This window comes from Crinalium epipsammum PCC 9333, from assembly GCF_000317495.1.
GTDB classification, from domain to species: domain Bacteria; phylum Cyanobacteriota; class Cyanobacteriia; order Cyanobacteriales; family PCC-9333; genus Crinalium; species Crinalium epipsammum.
In genome coordinates, this window is sequence record NC_019753.1 from 79,052 (window position 1) to 103,765 (window position 24,714).

At 39.6% G+C, this 24,714-nt stretch carries 19 protein-coding genes; 8 read left to right on the forward strand and 11 right to left on the reverse strand.

What is annotated here, in order from left to right; genetic code table 11:
• Positions 1-47: 47 nt before the first annotated feature.
• Positions 48-2,780, reverse strand: a complete 2,733-nt coding sequence (locus tag CRI9333_RS00275) for a valine--tRNA ligase (RefSeq protein ID WP_015201202.1) — start codon at positions 2,778-2,780, stop codon at positions 48-50.
• A gap of 64 nt (positions 2,781-2,844) precedes the next feature.
• On the opposite strand from CRI9333_RS00275, the gene CRI9333_RS00280 reads away from it, so the two are divergent.
• The 3 genes from CRI9333_RS00280 to CRI9333_RS00290 all read left to right on the forward strand — a co-directional run bounded on the left by CRI9333_RS00280 (position 2,845) and on the right by CRI9333_RS00290 (position 6,798).
• Entirely contained in the window at positions 2,845-3,261 is a 417-nt protein-coding gene (locus tag CRI9333_RS00280) for a GxxExxY protein (RefSeq protein ID WP_015201203.1), read from the forward strand.
• A 227-nt stretch (positions 3,262-3,488) separates the two neighbouring features.
• A complete protein-coding gene (gene aspS / locus CRI9333_RS00285; protein WP_015201204.1) occupies positions 3,489-5,276 on the forward strand; it encodes an aspartate--tRNA ligase in 1,788 nt (595 codons plus the stop codon).
• A 271-nt stretch (positions 5,277-5,547) separates the two neighbouring features.
• Complete coding sequence (locus tag CRI9333_RS00290) at positions 5,548-6,798, forward strand: hypothetical protein (RefSeq protein ID WP_015201205.1); 1,251 nt, start codon at positions 5,548-5,550, stop codon at positions 6,796-6,798.
• Between the two features lie 183 nt (positions 6,799-6,981).
• Here CRI9333_RS00290 and CRI9333_RS27520 read toward each other — a convergent pair whose 3' ends face one another.
• The 3 genes from CRI9333_RS27520 to rsmI form a co-directional block, all read right to left on the reverse strand.
• Positions 6,982-7,752, reverse strand: coding sequence for a hypothetical protein (locus CRI9333_RS27520; RefSeq protein WP_015201206.1), 771 nt, complete (start codon positions 7,750-7,752; stop codon positions 6,982-6,984).
• A 297-nt stretch (positions 7,753-8,049) separates the two neighbouring features.
• Entirely contained in the window at positions 8,050-8,343 is a 294-nt protein-coding gene (locus CRI9333_RS00300; RefSeq protein WP_015201207.1) for a DUF1816 domain-containing protein, read from the reverse strand.
• A gap of 152 nt (positions 8,344-8,495) precedes the next feature.
• Positions 8,496-9,368 (reverse strand): 16S rRNA (cytidine(1402)-2'-O)-methyltransferase, encoded by an 873-nt coding sequence (gene rsmI, locus CRI9333_RS00305; protein WP_015201208.1) that lies wholly within the window; start codon positions 9,366-9,368, stop codon positions 8,496-8,498.
• Between the two features lie 52 nt (positions 9,369-9,420).
• Between rsmI and CRI9333_RS00310 the strand changes: the two genes are divergently transcribed.
• Positions 9,421-10,278 (forward strand): sugar kinase, encoded by an 858-nt coding sequence (locus CRI9333_RS00310; RefSeq protein WP_015201209.1) that lies wholly within the window; start codon positions 9,421-9,423, stop codon positions 10,276-10,278.
• Positions 10,279-10,320: 42 nt separating this feature from the next.
• Here the strand turns inward: CRI9333_RS00310 and CRI9333_RS00315 are convergent, their stop codons facing one another.
• Positions 10,321-12,246 (reverse strand): polysaccharide biosynthesis protein, encoded by a 1,926-nt coding sequence (locus CRI9333_RS00315; RefSeq protein ID WP_015201210.1) that lies wholly within the window; start codon positions 12,244-12,246, stop codon positions 10,321-10,323.
• Between the two features lie 819 nt (positions 12,247-13,065).
• On the opposite strand from CRI9333_RS00315, the gene CRI9333_RS00320 reads away from it, so the two are divergent.
• Positions 13,066-13,962: a 3'(2'),5'-bisphosphate nucleotidase CysQ family protein gene (locus CRI9333_RS00320; RefSeq protein WP_015201211.1), complete on the forward strand. Its 897-nt coding sequence runs from the start codon at positions 13,066-13,068 to the stop codon at positions 13,960-13,962.
• A gap of 112 nt (positions 13,963-14,074) precedes the next feature.
• On the opposite strand, the gene CRI9333_RS00325 is transcribed toward CRI9333_RS00320, so the two are convergent.
• Both CRI9333_RS00325 and CRI9333_RS00330 read right to left on the reverse strand, forming a co-directional pair.
• Positions 14,075-14,308: a Nif11-like leader peptide family natural product precursor gene (locus CRI9333_RS00325; protein WP_015201212.1), complete on the reverse strand. Its 234-nt coding sequence runs from the start codon at positions 14,306-14,308 to the stop codon at positions 14,075-14,077.
• 212 nt (positions 14,309-14,520) lie between these two features.
• Positions 14,521-15,168, reverse strand: a complete 648-nt coding sequence (locus CRI9333_RS00330; protein WP_015201213.1) for a class I SAM-dependent methyltransferase — start codon at positions 15,166-15,168, stop codon at positions 14,521-14,523.
• An 86-nt stretch (positions 15,169-15,254) separates the two neighbouring features.
• Between CRI9333_RS00330 and bioF the strand changes: the two genes are divergently transcribed.
• Positions 15,255-16,421, forward strand: a complete 1,167-nt coding sequence (gene bioF / locus CRI9333_RS00335; protein ID WP_015201214.1) for an 8-amino-7-oxononanoate synthase — start codon at positions 15,255-15,257, stop codon at positions 16,419-16,421.
• 63 nt (positions 16,422-16,484) lie between these two features.
• On the opposite strand, the gene CRI9333_RS00340 is transcribed toward bioF, so the two are convergent.
• Both CRI9333_RS00340 and CRI9333_RS00345 read right to left on the reverse strand, forming a co-directional pair.
• Positions 16,485-17,144 carry a general stress protein gene (locus CRI9333_RS00340; RefSeq protein ID WP_015201215.1) on the reverse strand — a complete coding sequence of 220 codons (660 nt, stop codon included), beginning with the start codon at positions 17,142-17,144 and terminating at the stop codon, positions 16,485-16,487.
• Between the two features lie 73 nt (positions 17,145-17,217).
• Positions 17,218-17,685, reverse strand: coding sequence for a BON domain-containing protein (locus CRI9333_RS00345; protein WP_015201216.1), 468 nt, complete (start codon positions 17,683-17,685; stop codon positions 17,218-17,220).
• Between the two features lie 586 nt (positions 17,686-18,271).
• Here CRI9333_RS00345 and CRI9333_RS00350 point away from each other — a divergent pair.
• Positions 18,272-19,867: a sensor histidine kinase gene (locus CRI9333_RS00350; RefSeq protein ID WP_015201217.1), complete on the forward strand. Its 1,596-nt coding sequence runs from the start codon at positions 18,272-18,274 to the stop codon at positions 19,865-19,867.
• A gap of 27 nt (positions 19,868-19,894) precedes the next feature.
• Here the strand turns inward: CRI9333_RS00350 and CRI9333_RS00355 are convergent, their stop codons facing one another.
• Positions 19,895-21,226, reverse strand: coding sequence for a GIY-YIG nuclease family protein (locus CRI9333_RS00355; RefSeq protein ID WP_015201218.1), 1,332 nt, complete (start codon positions 21,224-21,226; stop codon positions 19,895-19,897).
• Positions 21,227-21,536: 310 nt separating this feature from the next.
• On the opposite strand from CRI9333_RS00355, the gene CRI9333_RS00360 reads away from it, so the two are divergent.
• A complete protein-coding gene (locus CRI9333_RS00360) occupies positions 21,537-21,761 on the forward strand; it encodes a hypothetical protein (RefSeq protein ID WP_015201219.1) in 225 nt (74 codons plus the stop codon).
• Positions 21,762-21,772: 11 nt separating this feature from the next.
• Here the strand turns inward: CRI9333_RS00360 and CRI9333_RS00365 are convergent, their stop codons facing one another.
• Positions 21,773-24,496 carry a PAS domain-containing protein gene (locus tag CRI9333_RS00365; RefSeq protein ID WP_015201220.1) on the reverse strand — a complete coding sequence of 908 codons (2,724 nt, stop codon included), beginning with the start codon at positions 24,494-24,496 and terminating at the stop codon, positions 21,773-21,775.
• Positions 24,497-24,714: the final 218 nt, after the last annotated feature.

Sequence of the window (24,714 nt, forward strand, 5' to 3'; positions counted from 1 at the left end):
CATAAAAGGACGCAAAATAACTTCTTTGCGCCCTCTGCGTTAAAAAATTAACTTAACTGAGAAATGCGCGATCGCAATATTTCTGCCTGCTTCTCAACTTCTGCTAAATTATCCTTAGCAGTTTGCACAACTTCCGGCGCTGCCCTATCTACAAAGTTAGGATTATTTAGCTTACCAGAAAGCACTTTAATATCATTCTCGATTTTAGCTAACTTTTTCTCTAACTTCTTACGAAATGCGGCAATATCAACTACACCTGTAAGTGGTAACACTACTTGCACAGTACCAAATACACTAGCAATATTTTGTGCAGGTTCTTGATCTAATGTTGGAGTAATTGTTAATTGTTCAACCTTAGCTAAATTGTTAATGTAAGGTTGTCCAGCATCAAGAATTTGACGTTCAGTTTCACTATCGCTTTGCAATATTATTTGCACTTTCGCCCCTGGTTTAATATCTGCTTCTGCGCGGAGGTTACGAATTGTGCGAATTGTACCCATTAACAAATCAAACTGTTGTTCCAATTCTGGATTAATTAATGTTGTATCTGCTTCTGGATAGGATTGCAATGCTAAGGAGTCTTTCTCACCCGCTTGAGTGAGAGTATGCCAGATTTCCTCTGTAATATGTGGCATGAAAGGATGCAATAATTTAAGTATTCCTTCCAAGACATAAGCAAGGGTTTGTTGTGCAACTAAACTTGAGTTGGCATCAGCATCTTTTTGGATGCGAGGTTTAACTAATTCAATATACCAGTCGCAGAAGTCACCCCAGAATAATTCATAGAGTAACTTGACTGCTTCACCCATGCCATAGTTCTCAATGTAGTTGCAAGTTTGTTGCACTACTTGATAGTAGCGGGAAAGTATCCAGCGATCGCATAATTCTAATGATGTTGCATCAGGCTTACCTAACTGTTGAGGTGTTTTCCCCTCTAGGTTCATCATTACAAACCTAGCAGCGTTCCACAATTTATTAGTAAAATTGCGCGATGCTTCTACGGATGGTGATTCATCTTTCTTGCGATCGTATTCTAAACGAATATCTTGACCCGCACCAAGCACTTCTTTAATTAAGGTATAACGCAGCGCATCTGTGCCATACTTATCAATCAGCAATAATGGATCGATCCCATTACCCGCAGATTTAGACATCTTCTTGCCGTTTTCATCCAACACTAAGCCGTGAATGTACACATCTTTAAACGGCATTTGATTGGTAAAATGTCCCGCCATCATCGTCATTCTGGCAACCCAGAAGAAGATAATGTCAAATCCTGTAACTAATGTACTTGTAGGAAAATAGGTATTTAAATCTGGTGTTTCTTCTGGCCATCCTAATGTTGAAAACGGCCACAGTCCAGAAGAAAACCAAGTATCCAATACATCTGGATCTTGTTCAATCTTGACATTTTTGCCAAATTGTGTAATTGCTTTCTCACGCGCTTCTTCTGCACTTTTTGCAACTACAAATGGAGTATCATCAGTTATTTCTCCGTTGGTTTCGCTAACTGCATACCAAGCAGGTATTTGATGTCCCCACCACAATTGACGAGAAATACACCAATCTTTGATTTTTACTAACCAATCACGGTAAACCTTAGTCCAACGTTCAGGGACAAAGTGAGGTGAATTTTGTTCGTCTAAGAATTGTAGCGATTTGTCTGCTAGTGGGCGAATTTTGACATACCACTGAGTAGAAAGGAGAGGTTCAACGGGAACTTTACCGCGATCGCTATACGGTACTGTATGCTTATAATCCTCAATTTTAACTAAAAATCCCTCTGCTTCTAGCTGCTTAATGACATTCTTTCTAGCAACAAAGCGGTCTTGACCTTGAAACGCTCCAGCATTTTCATTTAAACTGCCGTCTTTATTCATAATATTAATAAACGGCAAGTTGTGACGCTGACCCATTTCAAAGTCATTGGGGTCGTGTGCAGGTGTCACCTTAACGCAACCTGTACCAAATTCTTTCTCTACTAACTCATCCCCAATTATGGGAATTTCTCGCTGCATAATTGGCAGAGTTAAAGTTTTGCCAATTAAATGTTTATAACGTTCATCAGTGGGATTTACTGCTACTCCCGTATCACCTAACATTGTTTCTGGTCGAGTTGTCGCTACTTCTAGATAACCGGAACCATCAGAAAGCGGATAACGGAAATGCCATAAATGTCCGTTAACTTCCTGGTTATCAACTTCCAAGTCAGACACCGCCGACTGGGTAGCAGGACACCAGTTAACTAAATATTTACCGCGATAAATTAATCCATCATCATAAAGGCGGTTAAATGCTTCCAACACAGCTTTAGATAAGCCTGCATCCATTGTAAAGCGTTCCCGCGTCCAATCTACCGAGACACCAAGGCGACGCAGTTGGTTAACAATTGTACCTCCAGATTGTTCCTTCCACTGCCAAGCGCGTTCTAGGAATTGATCGCGTCCTAAATCGTAACGAGTTTTCCCTTCTTCCCTTAGCTGTCTATCTAGAATTGCTTGTACAGCAATGCTGGCGTGGTCAGTTCCAGGGAGAAACAGGGTATTATAACCGCGCATCCGGTGGTAGCGGATTAAGGTATCAATCAAAGTTTGGTCAAAAGCATGACCCATGTGCAAGCTACCAGTGACGTTTGGCGGGGGAATAACGATGCAATAAGATTTACCGCCTTTTTTGGGGTCAGCTTTGAAGATGTGGTTTTCTTCCCAAAACTTCTGCCATTTAGCTTCAGTAGTAGAGGGGTCGTATTGACTAGGCAGTGTGGGAATATTTTCAGTCATGGATTGGAGGCAATTGCTGAGTTATATTAGGATCTTGCCATAGGGAGGAGAAGGGTTAGAGAGAATGAACCGCCAAGACGCGAAGAGCGCGAAGATGAATGAGTTAAGAGAGGATATAGAGGATATAGCTTATGCTGTTATTGGGGCAGCTATTGAGGTGCATAGGCTTTTGGGTCCTGGTTTTTTGGAGTCGGTTTATGAGGGGGCGCTGTGTGTGGAACTTCAGCAGCGTGGTATACCTTTTGTTCGTCAAGCAGTTGTGGCTGTAACTTATAAAGGTCAAAGGGTTGGTGAAGGCAGAATAGATTTGCTAATAGGTAATGTCTTAATTGTCGAACTCAAAGCAGTTGAAAAGCTAACCCCCATTCATTCAGCACAAGTTATATCCTACCTAAAGATGACCAATCAAAAACTTGGACTCCTCATTAACTTCAACGTCCCCATTCTCAAAGAAGGCATCAAAAGAATTATCCTCTCTTAACCTTCCTCCCTTGGCGCTCTTTGCGTCTTGGCGGTTATACTAACTTATACTCTCTGATCGCTCGTGCTAAATGCCGAGTACTATAACTACTTTGTTATTAACTCACCAATGCTGCATAATGGGACTTTGAAGCTTGGCGTGGGGAAATAGCCAAAAAATATTTGTCAGTTTCCCCAATGTGTTAGCCTAATGTAATTTTTAGTATTTAAGCCTTCTTGTCAGCTACTATGCGAACCCATTATTGCGGTCAACTCCGAGCAGAGAATATTGGAGAGACAGTCACCTTGTGCGGATGGGTAGACCGTCGCCGCGACCACGGAGGCGTGATTTTCTTAGATATACGCGATCGCTCTGGTATTGTTCAAGTTGTCAGCGATCCCCAACGCACCCCTGATTCTTACCAATTGGCAGAAACTCTGCGAAACGAATATGTAGTTAAAATTACTGGACGGGTAACGCAGCGTCCAGAAGATTCTCTCAATCCTCGCCTACCAACAGGTGAAGTGGAAATTTATGCTGATCAGATTGAATTACTCAATCGGCTCAATAAACAGCTACCTTTCCAAGTAGCAACGTCAGAAACCGAACCTGTGCGGGAAGAGTTGCGGCTGAAATATCGGTATCTAGATCTCAGGCGCGATCGCATGAGTCAAAATTTGCAATTGCGCCACCAAGTAGTCAAGGCTATCCGCCGTTTCTTAGAAGATGTTGAAAACTTCATTGAAGTTGAAACGCCAATATTAACTCGTTCAACGCCAGAAGGTGCGAGAGATTACCTTGTACCAAGTCGGGTTAATCCTAGTGAATGGTTTGCTTTACCTCAGTCGCCGCAACTATTTAAGCAACTGTTGATGGTAGCAGGATGCGATCGCTACTATCAAATTGCTCGTTGCTTCCGAGATGAAGATTTACGCGCAGACAGACAGCCAGAATTCACTCAACTCGACATGGAAATGAGTTTCATGTCCCAAGAAGAAATTTTGCAACTCAATGAAGAGTTAACTTGTCACATCTTCAAAACTGTTAAAGGTATTGAACTACCTCGACCTTTTCCCCGCTTAACTTATGCCGAGGCGATGGATAAATACGGCAGCGACAAACCAGACACCCGCTTTAATTTAGAACTTGTCAACGTCTCTGATTTAATGAAAGACTCTGGCTTCAAAGTCTTTTCTGGCGCTGTAAACAGTGGCGGCGTGGTTAAAGTTCTGCCGATTCCTGGTGGTAATGATGCGATTTCCAATGTCAGAATTAAACCAGGCGGAGATTTATTTAAAGAAGCGTCTGAGGCTGGTGCTAAAGGTCTCGCCTATATCCGTGTACGTGAAGACGGCGAAATTGATACCATTGGCGCAATTAAAGACAATCTGAGTGAAGAACAAAAACAAGAACTCCTCAGACGCACAGGCGCAAAAACAGGTCACTTATTACTATTTGGTGCAGGCGACACAAACACAGTTAATAAAACTTTAGACCGTCTGCGTTTAGTAATTGGTCAGCAGTTAGGGTTAATTGATCCAAATAAACTTAACTTACTTTGGATCACAGACTTCCCAATGTTTGAGTGGAATGCAGAAGAAAAACGACTAGAAGCACTTCACCACCCGTTTACTGCACCTCACCCAGATGATGTAGCAGATTTAAAAACAGCACGCGCCCAAGCTTATGATTTAATTTTCAACGGCTATGAAATTGGCGGTGGTAGTCTGCGGATTTATCAACGCGAAGTGCAAGAGCGAGTTTTTGAAACCATTGGCTTATCTCCAGAAGAAGCACACAATAAGTTTGGGTTTCTACTTGAAGCCTTTGACTTTGGCACACCTCCACATGGCGGTATTGCCTACGGTTTAGATCGCTTGGTGATGCTATTAGCTGGGGAAGAGTCAATTCGAGACGTAATTGCGTTTCCGAAGACTCAGCAAGCGCGGTGTCAGTTGACTAATGCGCCTTCTGGTGTGGATACGAAGCAGTTAAAGGAATTGCACGTAGCTTCGACATATAAGCCAAAAGCTTAATATAAGCAAAAAAATTAATTGTCAGGGTAAGGAGATTCAGTTTTCCTTACCCTGATTTGTTAAATAAAACTGACGTAATCAGGTTTTATAACAACGGTTGCTATAAAACGCAAATCTCCCCCTCCCCTTAATAAGGGGAGGAGGTTGGGGGGTGGGGTAATGCGTTTAATTAGGTTGACCGCTATACTTAGTGAGACTTAAACATTTTATAGTCTGAGCGTTTGTCGTTTAAAATTAATTCATCTTCAATTACTGCGTATAAAAAAACTATATGTTTGCCAGACCACGCCGAATTTTGGCTCGATTTTTTAACAAGTCTAGAAAAATTAACAATGAACCACTCAATAAAGTGAGTTTAATTGTCATTATTTTGATTGATATTTTTATTTTGGTTAATGTTTTTACGGGACTTGATGATATTAGCAGATGGCAAATCGCCCCTTCGCAGTCTTATCCATGTTATGTCGAGTGGCAAAATTACCAAACACAAACTAATAAAGACACTATAGATAAAAAGTATGAACTTTTGAAGCTTTCTTTGCCAGTTGATAATAACACTAAATCTAGTTTCGTTTCTGAATATCGCCAAGCCGAAGAAGGACATTTAGGAAAAGTTTCAGAAACTTGCTTAAAATATGCTGATTCCAAAGATAAGATTAATAATTCCACAAATCAGCAAGCCCTAAAAGGTATCGATCAAAAACAAGCAAAAATCACTAATCTTGAACAAACAAGCCGCACTATTCGTAGCCAATATGACTCAACACTATTAGAAAAAATTGCAGGTCAGTCTCGCAATCAATCCATTAATTCAGTTGGTGCTGAAAAAGCAAAACAGACGTTAGATCAAAACACTCGCACAATTTCTACACTTAAGAAGGAAATTTCTAATCTTAAAAACGAATTGATTGCCAAGCCGGAAAGTATTAGCTTCATAGCCTTTCTTAATGATGACGGAAAATTTAATGAAGTTGAAAAAGGCTATCGACAGGCATCATTTTGGTATCCCAGTATCCAATTCGGGTTTCAATCTCTTTTTCTCCTGCCTCTTATTTTCCTTGCTTTATTAGTTCAAAAGTTTTCTCAACGAAAAGGGTATGGACTTATCTCGCTGATTAGCTGGCATTTGCTGGTTATATTTTTTATACCCCTAATTTTTAAGATTTTTGAATTTCTGCAAGTGGGGGTAATATTTCAATTTCTCGTTGATATCATTAGTGCCTTGTTTGGCAGGTTGCTTTTCCTAATCAGTTATCTTTATATCTTGATAATTCCTCTGGTTGGCTTTGGACTTATCAAGTTTTTTCAAAAATTTGTCTTTAATACTAAAGCCCAGGTAGCTATAAGGGTTCAGAGATCCTGCTGTGTAAACTGCGCCAAAACAATCAGACACCATGATAGCTACTGTCCGCACTGTGGTTATTATCAATACGTTGAATGCCAAAACTGTCACAATCTTACTTACGAACATCTGCCATATTGTAAACAGTGCGGACATTCTCAAGAACCGAGTAAATTATAATCGTTGATGTCGTAAAAGTTGCTCATCTTTTTAAGATACTGCCATATTCTTGGTCATTATTTAAGCGAAAAGCCTGATGATAATTTTATCTGTGTCCATCTGTGGATATCTGTGGTTAATTTTTAAAACAGCAATACTAAAGGACAAGATATTACCTAGTCCTCAAACAGTGCGATCGCATTACTAGGGGCAATTTCCTCGGCAATCAATACCCACAGATCCGATTAAGCTACTAGGCTGATATTGCTGGGTTTCGTGGTGTTCTCCCGAAGCTGAAGAGTAAATTCCTGCAAACTGTTGATTATTAGTTGCATCAGGTCGGAAAGAAATATTTTCTACTGGTTGGTTAGCAAATTTGATGTATTCTCTGGATTCGGATGCGGTGTTATAAAACAAGGTAGCATCTCCATAGATTACTTCTGCTTGTTTGATGGGTGTACCCACTCCAATTTTTTGTGCTGTCTGATAATCAGGATTATCAGTAAATATAGATTCAATGGCTTGAGAATTCTTAAAAGTAGTTCCCGCAGGATAGAGAATGTAATATTGTACTTTACCTGAAGATATAACTGCGATCGCATCCAAGTCAACCATAAAAGGTGATTTAATTTTAAATTCTGCACTCCCACCCAAGACTTTTTTTAATTGTCCATAAGTCATCCCCAACTTCGCTGCACCAATTCCTCTTGCTGAAATTTTCTTAGTTTGAGAGACAACAGTAGTATTAGGAGTTATACGAGTTGGGTTAGCATTTACAGAGGATGCTACCGACTTTGGTTTTTCTGTTTTAGAGATAGAACTAGGGCTAGAACTTGCGTTCTGTTGAATTCTTTGGGATGTTCTAGAATTGCCAACAGGGGTAGGTGTTGTTATCGAAGAATTTTGCTCACTACATCCAATCAACGACAACATTAAAAGTAAATAACCGGAAAGCAATGATTGAGAATTCATCATTAAAACCTAATGAACGGGATGACACTTAGATAGAGTTCCCTATGAGAATTTTTTTCAGTAATAAATTGCAGTAGGATTGATGAGGGTAATCTAAGAATTTTTGTCAGAGGTCTGATAAAATTAACCCTACCTAATTATTATTTCCTTCACTCGCTGTCTGCTATAATCCGTAATTTTTAATAAATATTAATATTTTCTCATGTTGAGAATTTAAAGCTTTTTTTCATTCACACAACACCCATCCCCCAGTTCCAGAAGCCTAAATATTTAGTAAAAATGCGTAAGTTTATATAAACATCACTTTCGTTTAGAGCCAGCTAAATTTTTAGGAAATACCAAATCATCTTGGGCATCAATAGTTAGTAACTCTGGGTTGCAGAGTTTGATAGCAACTTTTATTCCCTGCGCTTGCTCACTTTTAAGATCTTCAACATATCCTGGGGAATAATCTTGAGCTTCTTGCTCATTCTCAAAAGGTCCAAAGTAATAAATACATTGGGGTTGTTCCGTCCTAATTTTTATCCACCACTGCTTATTTTTAAAGCTTAACAAACTTGGGAGGATATTCCTAATTAAATCTAATAAATTCATAAAATTAAGTAGGTTTAATAAACAATGTTAATTGTATTAAATATTTATTGATATAAATTTATCTTGCGTCTATCTGACGATGTAAACTAATATCAAAAACATTTTTACATTTAAGGCATGAGATATAAAACTAAAGTAAATTTTAGCAGATGTTAGATGAAATCGGGAAGTTCCAAAGCTAATTGGTAGATCTCACGGCGGGAGAAGGAAGTTGCTTTAGCTAACTGACGACTCGCTTGCGATCGCGATAATCCCTCCTTAAACAATCGTTGTAACTCAGCTTTGAGTGCTGTTTCAGATAGTACAGGAGTTATAAACTGTGTACCAGCAACTAATATAGTAAATTCTCCTTGAGGTTCACGTTGAGTATAATAAGCGATCGCATCACTAATATTTCCTCGCCAAAACTCCTCATGCAACTTAGTTAACTCTCTGGCTAACACTATTTGTCGCGCTTCTCCCATCGCATCAGCTAAGTCTTGCAGAGTTTGTCGCACTCGGTGTGGAGCTTCATAAAAAATGATCGTGCGGCTTTCACTAACCAGAGATTCTAAGCGATCGCGCCGTTCTTGTCCTTTAGGTGGTAAAAATCCTTCAAATACAAATCTATCTGTAGGTAGTCCCGCAGCACTCAACCCTGTAATTACCGCAGTAGCACCAGGAAGTGGTACGACTGACACCCCAGCCTCAATACAAGCTTTAACTAAATAATATCCAGGGTCAGAAATTCCTGGCATTCCCGCATCTGTCACCAGTGCGATCGCACTTCCTTCATTTAGCTTCTCTATTAACTCAGGAATACGCTGCTGTTGATTATGTTCGTGATAGCTAATTTGGGGAGTTTTAACTTGAAAATGATGCAATAATTTTCCAGTATGGCGCGTATCTTCCGCAGCAATCAAATCCACAGTTTGCAAGATCCGCACAGCCCGAAAAGTCATATCTTCTAGATTACCAATTGGTGTCCCTACCACATACAGTAAACCTCTTTTGATTGATTGCTGTTGTAGTTTATCTGCGTTCATCTGCGTCCATCTTTCTTTATCTGCGTTCTAAAAAATCAAAATTTATAACTTTATGGCAAAAAAGGGGTTATTTGTCGGTTTAGTCACCTTAGACTTTGTATATTTAGCAACTGCTGCTCCTAGCAATAACCAAAAAGTAGTTGCACTGGACTATACAGTAACAGCAGGGGGGCCTGCAACAAATGCAGCAGTAGCATTCAGTCACTTGGGAAATCAAGCAACATTGCTAGGGGTGGTAGGGAATCATCCCATTACACACCTAATCCAGGCAGATTTAGGTTCTTATCAAATTGCGATCGCTGATCTCGCGCCTAACCATCCAGAACCACCGCCAGTGTCATCAATCATTATCACTAAAGATACAGGCGATCGCGCAGTGATATCCCTCAACGCCACAAAAGCCCAAATCCCGATTGAACGCATTCCTGCTGATATTTTGCAGGGAGTTGATATAGTTCTAATTGATGGACACCAGATGGAAATTGGTTGTGCGATCGCTCAAATCGCCCAAACCAAAAATATTCCAGTAGTGCTTGATGGCGGAAGTTGGAAACCTGGATTAGAAAAACTCTTACCTTTCGTTGATTACGCTATTTGTTCTGCAAACTTCTATCCACCCAACTGCCACCAATCAGAAGACCTAATTGCCTACCTCTCAAGCATTGGCATTTCTCACATTGCTATTACGCATGGTGAAAAACCTATTCAATATTGCACAAAAGGCGATTCTGGCTACTTAGATGTTCCCAAAATCTCAGTAGTAGATACTTTAGGCGCTGGTGATATTTTCCACGGTGCATTTTGTCACTATATATTAGAACAAAACTTAATTGATACTATGAAAGCAGCAACAAATATTGCTGCTCATTCATGTCAATTTTTTGGCACTCGTAGATGGATGAATAGCTAAATTAATTATTAATGACATATTTCATATAAACTATGACGCAAATTAATTTACCTGAACTACTTTTTCACCTTCACCCCCTAATTGTTTTTGAGGTTGATACTCTGGCACAATATTTTTCAATTCTGACAACATACTGCCATTATTATGGCATTTAGCATGAAAAAATAATGCGTCTAAGCGCGGTTTCAACACATCCCACCTAGTCACTGGTTCATTGGCAGAAAAAATTTTAGGATGCCTTGTTGGTTGAGCATTCGCAGTATCAATCAACAATTCTTCATATATCTTTTCTCCTGGTCTTAAACCACTAAATTCAATCTCAATATCTTTACCCAACTCTAAACCACTTAACTGAATCATTTGCACAGCAAGATCATAAATCCGCACTGGCTCACCCATATCTAATAAGAAAACTTCGCCACCTTTAGCCATTGCTCCTGCTTGGATAACTAAAGAAGCAGCTTCAGGAATTGACATAAAATAACGAGTCATCTGAGGATGGGTGACTGTTACTGCCTTACCTTCAGCAATCTGTTGTCGGAACCGAGGTACAACAGAACCACTGCTGCCTAAAACATTGCCAAATCGCACCATTGTGAAGCAAGTCGTAGTTTTTTCTTGTTGAGCCATAGCCTGCAAAATTAGTTCTGCAACCCTTTTTGTGGCTCCCATAACATTAGTAGGACGAACTGCCTTATCAGTAGAAATTAACACAAACTTGCTCACACCAGATTCGCTGGCACAACGAGCTACAGTTAAAGTTCCTAAAACATTGTTCAAAATTCCAGGCGATGGATTTGCTTCTACCAAAGGTACGTGTTTATAAGCTGCTGCATGATAAACCGTATTTACGCGATGTTTTTTTAAAGTGTTTGTTAAATAATCTGAATCGTTGACAGAACCTAAACAAGCTACTTGTTTAAGCATTGGATAAGTTTCAGCTAATTCCATTTCAATGCTGTACAACGCAAACTCATTTAGCTCAAACAATACCAAGCATTTAGGTTTCTGTTTAGCAATCTGACGGCATAGCTCAGAGCCAATAGATCCACCAGCCCCTGTTACTAATACTGCTTTACCAGTAACATCCGTTTGCAGTAACTCTTGATTAGGTGCAACTTGTTCTCTACCTAAAAGATCTGCAATATCAATATTGCGAATTTTGCTAATAGATACATCGCCTGACAAAATTTCAGTAATGCTTGGTACGGTTTTTACCTGCACATTTAAAGATTGCAAAGAATTTAATATTTGTTGTTTTCTGTGACCGTCTATAGACGGCATTGCCAATAAAATTGTAGAACAATCTTTATGTTCCACCAGTTTAGGTAATAATTCTGGAGAGTAAACTGTCAGTCCTTGAACTACTTGGTAATGTAAATTTCGGTTGTCATCTACAAAAGCTATTAACCGATAACCCGGGTTTTGAGCCAAAGTTTGTGCTAGCTGAGAACCAGTTGTTCCTGCCCCATAAATAATGATTTTTTGCTGGGATTTACTTATATTTGTTAAAGAATTCAGATTATGGACTATTGACCGCATCCATAGTCTAGCGCCAACTACCAATAACAAAGTTAACAACGCATCGTTTAGCAGAACTGAGCGTGGCAGTTGTTGAGATTGACTAAAATAAGCTAACACTACTAATGCGCTAGAGCTAAGTAGAACTGCTTTAATAGCCATTAATATAAATTCTACGCCTGTGTAGCGTAGAACTCTGCGGTAGATGCCCGTCCATATAAAAACACTGATTTTAATCAAAATCAGTAAACTAATTAACCACCAAGACTTAAAAAATATGATATGTCTTAATCCAAACCCCAATCGAAAACCAAAAGCACTGTATATAGATATTATAAATAATATTAAATCTATGAAAATTAGTAATAATCGTTTATGTTGCCTAGATAGTTCAACAGGTACAGTTTGCAACTTTATAGCTAAGTTATTTACTAAGTTATAAGTCATGATTTTAAGCATATCTAAATTTTTTGCAAATCTGAGAGGACTTTAAAGGAGATTTCAGAATCTGCCCCTTGAAACTAAAAAACGGCAACAATTCAAAATTGTGTATTTTGTAGGTAATTAACGTGGATTGAGAGATGAAGGTTTTTTCCTGCATTGATCAATTTAACATTCCTCTAGAGGACGCTTTACCCGGAAAGGTCTGAAATTGACAATTTCCTATAAAAATACGGATAAATCGCTTTTTATAGTAAGTTTACCAAAAAAAATCATAAATATACACAATTTAACTTTTTTTTTGCTGATCTATGCAGGTTTAACTTTGCTGGCGAGAAAGTTATACATTGGGCTATTATTTTTTAAGCAAATAAGTTGTTTATTTTTTCCCAAATTTTTTATTTTATAAAATTAATTTTTTATGGATATTAATTTTAATATTTAAATATATTAATTTTTGCAATTTAAATTTATAATTTGCAAAAATTGAAATTAATTACAGGGGTTTATATTCGGCAATTTATAGTTTGACGTAAGTATATTTAATTTGTTCCAGGTTGAGGTGAAATTGACAATCATCAATATGGAAACAACTCAACACAATATTGATTCGTCAACAACATCTTTGGATTGCCGGAGGTCAGCTTTGAAATACGTGGTTTAATTGATTAAATCGGCGTAAAATCTCATGGGTTAGTTTTTGCGATTGATAAGCCTGTCTGGTAGAGGGCATAAAGCCTATTGGCTTGCTGTGGAGTTAATAATAGGTTGTTGTTGCTACAGGGGCAGCATCCACTCGGTTGTTGCAAGTTGAGGAAGGATAGTGTGGGCGAATTAAAATACTTAGGTGAACAACGGTACGAGGGCTTAGATGAGATTAGTGCGATCGCTCGTGCTATTGGTTGGGGTGCATCAGATATTCTCCGGTCTTTCTATCGCGGTGAACCAAGCACAGGTAACCTCAATATACAAGAAAAGACAGGTGGACCTGTGACTGCGGCAGATCTCGCTGTCAACGCTTACATTTTAGAAAAGCTACAAGCGTCTATAGGTATTGAAGACTTTGGCTATTTAACCGAAGAAACATATCAATCTCAGACATCGCTACCTATAGATCACTCTTGGGTATGGATAATTGACCCCCTTGATGGCACGCGAGATTTTATAGACAAAACTGGTGAATATGCTATTCACATTGCATTAGTACATCAAGGTAGACCAGTTTTAGCAGTAGTTGCATGGCCGGAAGCTGAAAAATTGTTTTATGCTATCAAAAATGGTGGCACTTTTGAAGAAACTCGCGACGGTTCTACAACTCAAGTGCAAGTCTCTGATCGCAATTCTCTGGCAGATTTAACTTTAGTGGTTAGTCGCACCCATCGAGATCAACGCTTCAACCAGCTATTACAACAACTACCTTGCCAAAATCAACGCGCTGTTGGCAGTGTCGGCTGTAAAGTTGCCACAATTGTAGAGCAAAAAGCAGATGTCTATATTTCAATTTCTGGTAAGTCTGCGCCCAAAGACTGGGATATGGCAGCACCTGAATTAATTTTGACCGAAGCTGGTGGGAAGTTTACCCATGTAGATGGTCAGCCATTAAAGTATAACCAAGGCGATGTGAATCAATGGGGTTGCTTGATTGCCAGCAACGGTCATTGTCATGAGGATTTGTGCGATCGCATCCAACAGATTTTAGCCCAAATAGATCAAAATGCTTAGTTGAATTAAGCATTCAGTTATCAGGCATTTTGTTGTTAGGTAAAATAAAAATCACTAATTATTAATTAGTGATTACTGAAAACAGCTAACTGATAACTGCTTAGATAACAATTTATCTAGGTAATAAATGCCGTCTTGGTCCGACACCTGGATTTATTACAGCCGCCATCTCTTCGGGAGATAGTTTACTGATCGCCGCTTCTAGTTCTTCGACTGTGAAACTATAACCACGTTGCCCAGCCATTTTTACAAAGGTGCTTGGATCAGTAATGGCTTTGAAGTTTTGTTGTAATGCTTGATCGTGTAGTACAGCTTTAAAAAAGCTGGCTGCGGAATCCTGTGCCATAATGTTAAATTCTCCTTTAAATATGAAATTTTGAGCAATAAACTTGGGTTGCAAAAATATGTGCTGCGAACCCTTCCTCAGCTAGCTTGATCTCGCCCTGAAATTTGAGATCAAATCTACTATGTACTTTTGAGGATAAGTCTTATCAGCAAAGAAGTCATAAAGTCTTGACAAAAATTTAGAATTAAGCTAAAAGCGGTTGCTGAATATACTCATGCTTGACGGTAACTAATGACTGCATAAAAAGGATCACCGCTACTAGCGCCTAGCCACTGAAGAAAGTTAGGTGTATTGGACTTGTGGACAATTACCTCTGGTGTGCTGAATCCTGGCACTGATTGGAAGTAACTTTTGACAAGTTCAACACGACTACCTTCTGAACCCTCGCGCCACGATTGAATGGCTTTTTGATAAAACATCCGATTAGAAAAGCTAAAAATTGCTATACCACCAGGCTTAAGAATCCGATAAATTTCTGAAAACACTGCTTCTGGGTATTGCAAATACTGTACTGAAACGGTGTTGACAACAGCATCAAAATTTTGATCTGGTAAAGGTAACTTAGGGTTTTCGTTGAGATTTTGCACAAAGTAATGATTTAGCTGAGGATTACGCGCTAATTCTTCAGCATTTAAGCCATGCCCTTCAACGTGAGCAAATTTTATTTCTTCTGGTAGGTGGGAAACCCAGCTACTCATCATGTCGAAAATACGGGTGTTAGGCTGGAGGCGTGAACGGTAGAGATCTGTTAACTGTTGGATAAAACCCTCGTCTACGTGAGTTACAAAGCGTGGCGAGGAGTAAAACAGTGAATCCTCGGTGTCATCTAACTTAGTGCGTTGATCTGGTTGCAAGGGCATAATTTCAGCTAAAAATTTAAAATATACTTACCTATTAAGCATATTTTAAATACTTCAAGTCGGTTCAGAATTTAATTTGATCAATTATGCTAATAGATCCTTATAGTTGGATAGATAAATCGTTAGAGACAATTCACAAAGCTGACTGGTATCGCTCTGTACAGACGATTCAAGGAAGACCGGGTGCTATAGTGCAACTTGAAGGGCGATCGCTAATTAATTTTGCTAGTAATGATTATTTAGGTTTAGCTGGTGATGCTCGCTTGATTCAAGCCGCTATTGCTGCTACGAAAGAATTTGGTACAGGTAGCACAGGTTCACGTTTATTGAGTGGACATCGGGAACTACATCGCCAGTTAGAAAGCGCGATCGCATCGCTGAAAAACACCGAAGATGCTTTAGTATTTAGTTCTGGATATTTGGCAAATATAGGTGCGATCGCATCTATAGTAGGCAAGCGTGATTTAATTCTCTCGGATCAATATAATCACTCTAGTCTCAAAAACGGCGCACTTTTGAGTGGTGCAACAGTTATTGAATACACTCACTGTAATCTTGCGGATTTTAAAACTAAACTACAGCAAAACAGGCAACAATACCGACGCTGTTTAATCATCACAGATAGCGTTTTCAGTATGGATGGTGACTTATGCCCATTACCCTCAATATTGGATCTGGCTGAAGAATTTAACTGTATGCTGCTAGTAGATGAAGCTCATGCCACTGGCGTTATGGGAAAAAATGGCGCTGGTGTTGTAGAACATTTTGGCTGTACTCAACGCCCCTTAATTCAAATTGGTACTCTCAGCAAAGCTTTAGGAAGCTTGGGAGGATACGTTGCGGGTTCAGCTAGTTTAATCGACTTTCTCCGCAACCGCGCACCTAGTTGGATTTATACCACTGCTTTGTCGCCAGCAGATACAGCCGCAGCATTAGCAGCAATTAATATAGTTAAACAAGAACCAGAAAGGCGTAACCACTTGTGGCGTAATATTAATAACCTTAAACAGTTCCTCATAGAAGAACTACCAAATTGGGAATTATTACCTTCTGAGTCTCCCATCCTTTGCTTACGTCTTCCTACCCCTGCTGATGCTGTAAAAGTGGGACAACAACTTAAAATAGCAGGTATTTTTGCCCCAGCTATTCGTCCTCCTACTGTTAATAGCAGTAGAATCCGCATATCAGTAATGGCGACTCATAACAAGGGCGATTTTGAGCAATTGTTAGAAGCTTTAAAAAGCATTAAATAGAGACGCAAAATTTCGCGTCTCTATTAGAATTGGTGGCAAATTAAGTTTTAAACTTGAAAAACACTAACGAACTTCATCTCGCTTGTCAACAATAACTACCAGATCATCTGCATCCCTAATACCTTCATGCTCAACAGTCGTAGAGGTTGTAGAGGTATGAGTTGCCGGAATTGGGGCAGAGTTTGGTATATCATAAACACCCCATTCTTGAACACCTCGGCGACTTAAAATAGCTTCTGCGCGACGGATCTCATCTTCTGTACCGTCTAGCATTACTAAGTAGTGTCCTCGGTTGACTCGCTCGTTATAAACCGTCGCCCGCTCTTCTGGAATTCCTAAACCAACTAAGGAACCAATAATTCCACCTGCTGCTGCGCCTATAGCAGCACCAGACAGTGTGGTTGCAATAGCTGTTGCGGCTGCTCCTGCTAACATCACAGGGCCAATTCCTGGAATGGCGATCGCACCTAAACCTACTAATAACCCAGTTAATCCACCTAATGCTCCACCCGTCGCTGCACCAGTTTTAGCACCGTCATCGGCTTTATTACCATCAGCATCCCTAACATCGCTGTCTACAAACTTACTTGCGTCTCCATCTTTAGCGATTACCGAAACTTTTGACATTGGGAATCCAGCATCTCTCAGTTCAGCAAGTGCATCTTGTGCCTCTTGTGAGCTAGAAAATACACCCACTGCACGTTTTTCATAACCTAAAGCCATTTTTTTCTCCTTAAAAAAAGTTTTCTAGCTAGAATTTGAAACTAATACTGAGTTTATTTACAGCATTTTCTATCTACTTTTTAGTAGCTGGCGCAACAACTACTTTGTCAGAGGTAACGGTTTTTACCCCTTTAATCTGCTTCGTCAAACCATCTATTTTGGTTTTATCAGCCGCATTAGGAACTGTTCCCGATATAACCACTGCCCCTTGTTTATCAGCATTTATTGTTAGCTGAGAGCCTGGAATATTAGCTTCTAATTTGCTACGAACTTCACTTTTTATGTCGCCTGTAGCTCTGTCTGGGTCACCGCCAGTAACATTGTTTCGTTGCTCTCGTGCTTTAATGTCAGCATTTAGTTGTTTTCTGCGAAGCTCACTTTGAGCATCTTTTTTGGTATCATCAGCAGATTTAACGTCGGGAGCTTTAGGGCTTTCTTGGACGTTACTAGGAGCGTCGGCACTATTTTTAGCAGGGTTTTCACAAGCAGTAGTACTAACTAATAGTAAACTGCTAATTAGCAATGTAATAATTTTTTTCATCAGCTTTTTCCTCGTTTAAGAAATAATACCATAAGTCAATAATATTTTGCAATTACTAGATAATTTATACTTGGCTAAATTATCTTAACTAATGTTTTATTGTGTTAACTTCGTAGTAGATATTAAGTAATTATAGTTACATTATAAAAAAAATTATATTTAGCAGCAATCAATCCTGAGATACATCCATAAATATTACTTTTTGATGATGACAAATCAAAATGAAAGTCACTTGTAAATAAAAATAGTAAAATATAGTAGTTTATATAAAACTTAATATAAGTTAATTCTACTCATCAAACTTGGAAAGCGAACAACTAAAGCGCAAAAATAAAATTTTGAGTTAAATGTTAATATTTTAATCGGTTGTTGGAAGCTTCAACAAAGGTTACTTTTTAAAGTTTATGCTGGTGCGATCGCTACCTATAATCAAAGGCAATTAACTAACCTTTAAATCAAAGCACGGACATTGCGAATAATTGGTTCGGTTCTACTACCATAGAGAGATGACTAATACCGTTACTCTCAGACATATAAAGCACTTAAATTAGGCAAAATTATTTGCTTGCTGGATAAGGGGTTGATTGTGGTGCAAAAATGGTTATTTCCAACGGTAAGTGAAATTCTAGCCCAAAATCAAACGAGTCTGGTTGGGCAAATTGTGATGGACAACGCGATTCAGCGCGTGACTAATCGTACTGCGCGGGAACAAGAGAAAGCAGAGCGAGAGTGGTGTGGTGCAATCGCATCCTTAGAAAAATTGCTCACTTCATTGATTGACACTTCTGAGTATAACTATGAGCCGTCTGTAAACGGATTAGTTTTAGCTGCCCCTGTGCCAGTTTTGAGTAATCCCCAATTAATTTCTCACTTTAAAACAGGGATTTTTACCGCAGACTCATTTAATCATCTAGCTTTAATGCCCTTTAAACTGCCACCCGCGACAGCAAGCTGTTGTGAGACAATAAATGCAGCTTTGGAGTTGCCCTTAATAGCGGCTGATCCATTAACAATGGAACAGTTTTGTGTAGTTTTTACTCGTCAATTTAGCTTGGTGATGGTTTTAGGGGAAGACATCGAGGGAAATCCAGCGTTTCAATTTTCCTTTGATCCTGAAGATATTTTACAAGTGTGGCGATCGCTACGGGCGCGAATCATACTCACCAATCCACATCAATTACCTCATCTCGATCAGCTTGTGCAGGAGTTTACTCCCATAGCACCTGATTATCGAATTGTGATGGAATTCACTCGCCAACTGCTAAAACATTTACCAGAAGAGATGGCGACTCCTAGTAATTTTGCAGGTAAAGTAGGATGCGATCGCGCAGCGACTTCGCAGGAGTATCGCGCAGCGACTCCACAAGAGTATCAGCTAGAAATAAAAAGCAAAGAATTAGACAATACTATATTTCACTCACAAGATACTTGGAGTGAGCAATTAACTCAAAACTTTAATCAAAACAGTCCCGATGTAGAACTATTACAAGCACTAACTCACGAAATTCGTACACCATTAACTACTATTCGTACTCTTACTAAACTACTCTTAAAACGGCGAGAATTAGCACCAGAAGTAATCAAACGTCTGGAAATTATCGACCATGAGTGTACTGAACAAATTAACCGTATGGAGCTAATTTTTCGGGGAGTGGAATTAGCAACATCAACACCTAAACAAGCACCAGTCCATTTAACAACAATCTCCCTAACTCAATTGCTACAGCAAAGTATTCCTCGTTGGCAACAACAAGCCAAACGGCGTAACCTAACATTAGAAATTGACTTACCCCAAAAGCTGCCAACCGTAATTACTAATCCTGCTATGCTCGATCAGGTACTTACTGGATTAATGGAAAATTTCACCCGCAATCTACCAGCAGGTGGTCATATTCAAATAGAAGTAACCCCTGCTGGTAATCAACTAAAATTACAACTCCAGTCTCAATTAGATTTAGATGAAAACTCCAAATCAACAACAGACTCACGGAGAAAATTAATTGGTCAATTATTGATGTTCCAGCCAGAGACTGGCAGTTTGAGTTTGAATATGAACGTCACTAAAAATTTATTTCAAGCCCTTGGAGGTAAGTTAATTGTACGTCAGCGACCTCAACAAGGTGAAGTTTTGACAATTTTCTTACCGCTCAACGTTAGCAACACAGAAGCTATTACTTGTTAGGCAGCACAATAACTTATTGAAGCTTGTTTAGCTATTATTAGTCTGAAGCAGCGAAGATAATGAATTACGCTGTAACCAGACACATAGTTTCATGTATGCGTTATCTTCTAGTTTCAATTGATATTTACCACTTTTAACTTCTTCCCTAAACTGTTCACTTGTCCATCCTGATGTATCTCTAATTAGGTCTTCAAACATACCAAATGGAAGCAATATACTTTCAACTTCTACATCGTCTTCACTAAACACGATGTTTTCTAATCTAAACTTATAGCCAGACCATCTAATAGTAGGTAGTCTCTTAACTGCATTCTGTAAGTTAAGTATTACGCAATTTCTATCTAAATCAGGATTTTGATCGCCATGCCTTATCCACCAGTAAAGATTATGTCTAACAAAATATTTACCATTTTCGTTAATACACACCTCTATTTCTACACCAGTCACATCTAAAAATTGACGAGTCATTACTCTAGCTTCACCTTCAGGCATTGGCTCTAATTCCTCCCAGAGTTCCTTTTCATTAGTATCTTTTTGATTAAATTTAGTAACTTGAGTCGGATTGACAAATTCTATAGGGATAGGATCGTCTTCTAAGGCATCTAAACCTGCAATTTCTTGTTTAATTTCCGGTACATTTGCTAAAATTGCTTCTACCTGAATACTGCTAAAAGCCATAAATTCTACACCAGCAATAGTCCGGCAAGTGGAATCAGACATAAAGTCAACTAAATGGTCAAACGGGGTTAGATCTATTCTTATGCCGTTGTACTCAGTTTCCCAATAGCCGAATTTTCCTAAAGACTTAGACTCGGTATTGTATTCTTTCCATTTCAATGAACTAGCTTTTTTATTAATGTTTTTTAATGCGCTTCTTATTCTACCTGATATGCCCCGCTTACCATAGACAGGATAAACTAAGTATATTGTTGGTGGTTCTTCAGTGGCTATAGGGTCAAACCCAAATATCATAGTGTTAAACTTGGCTAACTGCTGAAGGCTCTGCTGTAATGCGACTTCTGATGGAGTTATTCTTTTAACTGGCGATACTACTTTAGACCAGTTTAACGGTGGCTTGTAGAGTTTGATGAATTCATTTTCTAATTCTGTAAGAGTTTTAACATCATTACTACAAGTCATCCACCTAATAGTAATAGGTGTTTTCCGATTTAACCTTTTGAGTTGATTATATCTATGGTGTTCACGCCATCGCTCAACTAAATTAACTGTTCTGCCAACATAAATAACCTGCCCTTGATTATCAGATACAAAGTAAATAGCTGCACAATTAGGTAAATTACTTTTTTCTGATAATTTTATCGCTGGCAGTTCGGATATATTAAAATTATTTAATAACATTTTAATGTATTAAATTTAATACAAGCAAAACTGAAAAAGATAGCTGGGTTAAGATTAACGAACTAAATTTTACCACGTTCAAGACTAATTCAGCATCCAATCCATCCAGATCAGTAAGGGCAAATTCCTGATAATTTAGATAAAGCTCTTAATGCGAGATTGCGATCGCCATAAAAACAAATAACGATCTCTTGCCATATTTAACTACTTATCCATTGCTGATGGTGCGTTGAGGAACGCACCCTACATATAGCTAAATAAACTCAAGATGCTGAAATTAAAATAAAATTATCCTCCACTTTACCCCATCATGGTTATTCCAGAACTAGAAAAACAACTGCTTCAACTTTCATCCAACGATAAACTGTATATCATCCAACTCTTAGCCCAGAGCCTGACGAAACACAATAACAACGCCCACCCAGACCAAGCAAGTAAACTCTCAGAATTCTTCCGTCAATCCCCCTTGGCTGAACTTCCAGAAGCACTCGACCTGAACCGAGATCCCAGCCTACCCCGCGATGCCTTTACCTGATGACCTACCGATCAAAGTTCGCAATCTCGCGCCTTCGGCATCAAACTTGTCAGGCTTGAGACAACAGCAATCAACTCACTTGGTTCAATAGGCTTACTCACGTGCATCTGATAACCCGATAAAAGAGCGCGTTTACGATCTTCTGCTCTAGCATAAGCAGTAAGAGCCACTGCTGGAATCTTGCCACCTCCTTCGGGACTCAGCTTTCTTACCTTACCGATAAGCTGATAGCCATCCTCCTCCGGCATCCCAATGTCACTAACAAGAATGTGCATTTCCTCCTGCTGAAGTACTTCTAATGCCTCCTGTGCAGAAGCGGCTGTAATTACTTGGGCGTTACAACTCTCCAGCACTAACTTAACAAGCTCACGTGCGTCAGATTCATCATCTACTACTAGCACCTTAATTCCGTCAAGTGTAAGTTGTTCCTCTTGAACGCTGCTTTGATCTTCTGCTGAATAGCTCAACTCCATTTCATCTGGTTGCGGGTGAACTACAACCAGAGGAAGCGCCACAATAAACGTAGTGCCTTTACCCTCACCTGCGCTTTTCACTGTGATAGAACCACCGTGCATTTCGGTAAGGTGCTTAACTATAGAAAGTCCTAAGCCTAAGCCTCCGTGCTTGCGTGTGGTTGAGGCATCAGCCTGCCGAAACCGCTCAAACACATAAGGCAGAAACTCCGGCTTAATACCTTGCCCAGTATCAATTACACTAATTTCTAGATGGGAATTGACGCGCTCCAAAACAACTTGAACTCTGCCACCTTTAGGAGTAAATTTAATCGCGTTGGCAACAAGATTCCAGATAATTTGTTGTAGCCGAGAGGGATCACCTGAGACAATACCAGCTTGATGATCCAAAACTTTTTGCAGACGAATATTCTTAGCATCTGCTGACCAACGGACAGTTTCAAAGGCAGATTCAATCACTCCTGCTAAATCAACACGCTGTACATTGAGCCTGAGCTTTCCAGAAATAATACGGCTCATATCTAGGAGGTCGTCGATCAATTGCCCTTGGACTCGGACATTACGCTCAATGATATTGAGTCCCTGAGCCATTCTGGCTGCATCCGCCTTACCTGTGCGAAGCAGTTGCGACCAACCAAGTATGGCATTGAGGGGAGTGCGAAGTTCGTGGGACAGGGTAAGCAAAAATTCATCTTTGAGGCGACTTGCACGTTCAAGCTCACTTCTAGCTGCTCGTTCGCTTTCTAGAAGTTCCTGCTTTTCTTCTATTAAACTCCTCTGGTAGGTGACATTAGTGTTTGTACCAAACCACAAGAGAATTTTGCCGCCAGCATCCTTGAATGGGTTTACTCTGGTCAGAAACCACTCAAACTCTCCCTGGGCGTTTCGTAGAGGGAATTCCATTTCAAAAGGCAAGCCTGTCGAGATTGATGCCTGCCACTGCTCAATTACTTTGGGGAGAATCTCTGGCTCATGGACGCTCTGCCACTGCCATCCTTCCATTTGCTCTGGTGTAGTGCCTGTATAGTCATACCATTGTTGGTTGTACCAAAATATCCAGCCGTCGGGATTTGCCATCCAAGCAAGTTGCGGAATGGAATTGGCAAGCTGTCGAAACTTGGTTTCGCTTTCTTGAAGTGCTTTCTCGATTTGTTTGCGCTCTGTAAGGTCAAGTACGACACCTGGAAGACTGACAGGTTTGCCTGTGCGATCGCACTCTACCCGCCCGCGTGCAATCACCCAGCGTACAGAACCATCACGCTGTACAATTCGGTACTCAGCTTCGTAATCACTCCGACGTGCGATCGCTGCTTGAATTTCTTCGTTAACCTGCTGGCGATCGTCAGGATGGATAGCACGCACATAGCTTTCTAGGGAGCCACCTGCGGCTTCTTCTTTTGATACACAAAACAATTGCTCTAGGTTGTGATCGGCAAAAACACGATTGTTAATTAAATCAAATGTCCAGGTGGCGATCGCACCTGCGTTTAAAGCTGATTCCAGTCTGGTGCGGATATCAAGCAGAGTTTCTTCTTTCTGCTTTTTCTCGGTGATGTCGGCAACTGTACCCAAGATTTTGATCGCAACCCCGTCAGCGTTGAGAATATGGTGTCCTCTTGCTTCAATCCATCGTGTCTCGTTATCAGTTCGACAGATACGGCATTCAAAATACCATTCTCCACTCGTTGCTAAAGCAGTTTCAAAACTTGCTTGCACTTGGGCGCGATCGTCAGGATGAACATGATTAAGAAACATGGATAATGTCCACTCAGGAAGCAATGCGTCATAGCCAAATATCTGATCGTGTCGCAGCGATCGAGTGGCTTTCAACGTAGCGAGATCAAGCTCCCACGTTCCGAGTCGGGACACATCAACTATAAATTGAAGACGCTCCTCGTTTTCCAGAAACTCCTGTGCTGTTTGCTTACGCTCGGTAATATCCCGACCAACTCCATATAAAACATCTTGTTCTAACGTTGAATGAAGCGCCCAAGAAAGCCACCGATAAGAACCGTTTTGGCATCGAAAACGATGCTCAAATGATGTCGTTGCCGTGCCGTTTTTGAGCTTCTCTAATTCCTGGGTAGTGGCTATGCGATCGTGAGGATGAACTAAATTGATAAACTCTTCTCTAAGTATCTCTTCAATAGTAAATCCCAGCACTCTTTCAAAGCTAGGATTAACTTTTTTAAAATAGCCGTCTGTTCCTACGATGCAAAACAAATCGGGGGACAGATCGAAGAAGATTTGATCAACTATCATATATAATGGATTTTTGTTTTTTTTAGAACTTAAATTAACCGCAGATATAGGCGGAGCCTTCCCGAAGGGTACGCAGATGAAATACAAGATTTATCGAATTATGCAATAGCTATAATAATTATATTTTAAGTTTCATTAAATCGAACACTTAAATTACAATACTATTTGATAGTTAGTAAATATATTCTCTAGGACAAGAGCATCAATTTTATTACTTA

What these genes read in the sequence shown, in the direction of transcription:
- CRI9333_RS00345 (WP_015201216.1), bottom strand. Translation starts at nt 17,685, where the DNA reads ATGAAAAAAATTATTACATTGCTAATTAGCAGTTTACTATTAGTTAGT.
- aspS (WP_015201204.1), top strand. Translation starts at nt 3,489, where the DNA reads ATGCGAACCCATTATTGCGGTCAACTCCGAGCAGAGAATATTGGAGAG.
- bioF (WP_015201214.1), top strand. Translation starts at nt 15,255, where the DNA reads ATGCTAATAGATCCTTATAGTTGGATAGATAAATCGTTAGAGACAATT.
- CRI9333_RS00330 (WP_015201213.1), bottom strand. Translation starts at nt 15,168, where the DNA reads ATGCCCTTGCAACCAGATCAACGCACTAAGTTAGATGACACCGAGGAT.
- CRI9333_RS00315 (WP_015201210.1), bottom strand. Translation starts at nt 12,246, where the DNA reads ATGACTTATAACTTAGTAAATAACTTAGCTATAAAGTTGCAAACTGTA.
- CRI9333_RS00280 (WP_015201203.1), top strand. Translation starts at nt 2,845, where the DNA reads ATGAACCGCCAAGACGCGAAGAGCGCGAAGATGAATGAGTTAAGAGAG.
- CRI9333_RS00325 (WP_015201212.1), bottom strand. Translation starts at nt 14,308, where the DNA reads ATGGCACAGGATTCCGCAGCCAGCTTTTTTAAAGCTGTACTACACGAT.
- rsmI (WP_015201208.1), bottom strand. Translation starts at nt 9,368, where the DNA reads ATGAACGCAGATAAACTACAACAGCAATCAATCAAAAGAGGTTTACTG.
- CRI9333_RS00300 (WP_015201207.1), bottom strand. Translation starts at nt 8,343, where the DNA reads ATGAATTTATTAGATTTAATTAGGAATATCCTCCCAAGTTTGTTAAGC.
- CRI9333_RS00340 (WP_015201215.1), bottom strand. Translation starts at nt 17,144, where the DNA reads ATGGCTTTAGGTTATGAAAAACGTGCAGTGGGTGTATTTTCTAGCTCA.
- CRI9333_RS00365 (WP_015201220.1), bottom strand. Translation starts at nt 24,496, where the DNA reads ATGATAGTTGATCAAATCTTCTTCGATCTGTCCCCCGATTTGTTTTGC.
- CRI9333_RS00355 (WP_015201218.1), bottom strand. Translation starts at nt 21,226, where the DNA reads ATGTTATTAAATAATTTTAATATATCCGAACTGCCAGCGATAAAATTA.
- CRI9333_RS27520 (WP_015201206.1), bottom strand. Translation starts at nt 7,752, where the DNA reads ATGATGAATTCTCAATCATTGCTTTCCGGTTATTTACTTTTAATGTTG.
- CRI9333_RS00360 (WP_015201219.1), top strand. Translation starts at nt 21,537, where the DNA reads ATGGTTATTCCAGAACTAGAAAAACAACTGCTTCAACTTTCATCCAAC.
- CRI9333_RS00275 (WP_015201202.1), bottom strand. Translation starts at nt 2,780, where the DNA reads ATGACTGAAAATATTCCCACACTGCCTAGTCAATACGACCCCTCTACT.
- CRI9333_RS00290 (WP_015201205.1), top strand. Translation starts at nt 5,548, where the DNA reads ATGTTTGCCAGACCACGCCGAATTTTGGCTCGATTTTTTAACAAGTCT.
- CRI9333_RS00310 (WP_015201209.1), top strand. Translation starts at nt 9,421, where the DNA reads ATGGCAAAAAAGGGGTTATTTGTCGGTTTAGTCACCTTAGACTTTGTA.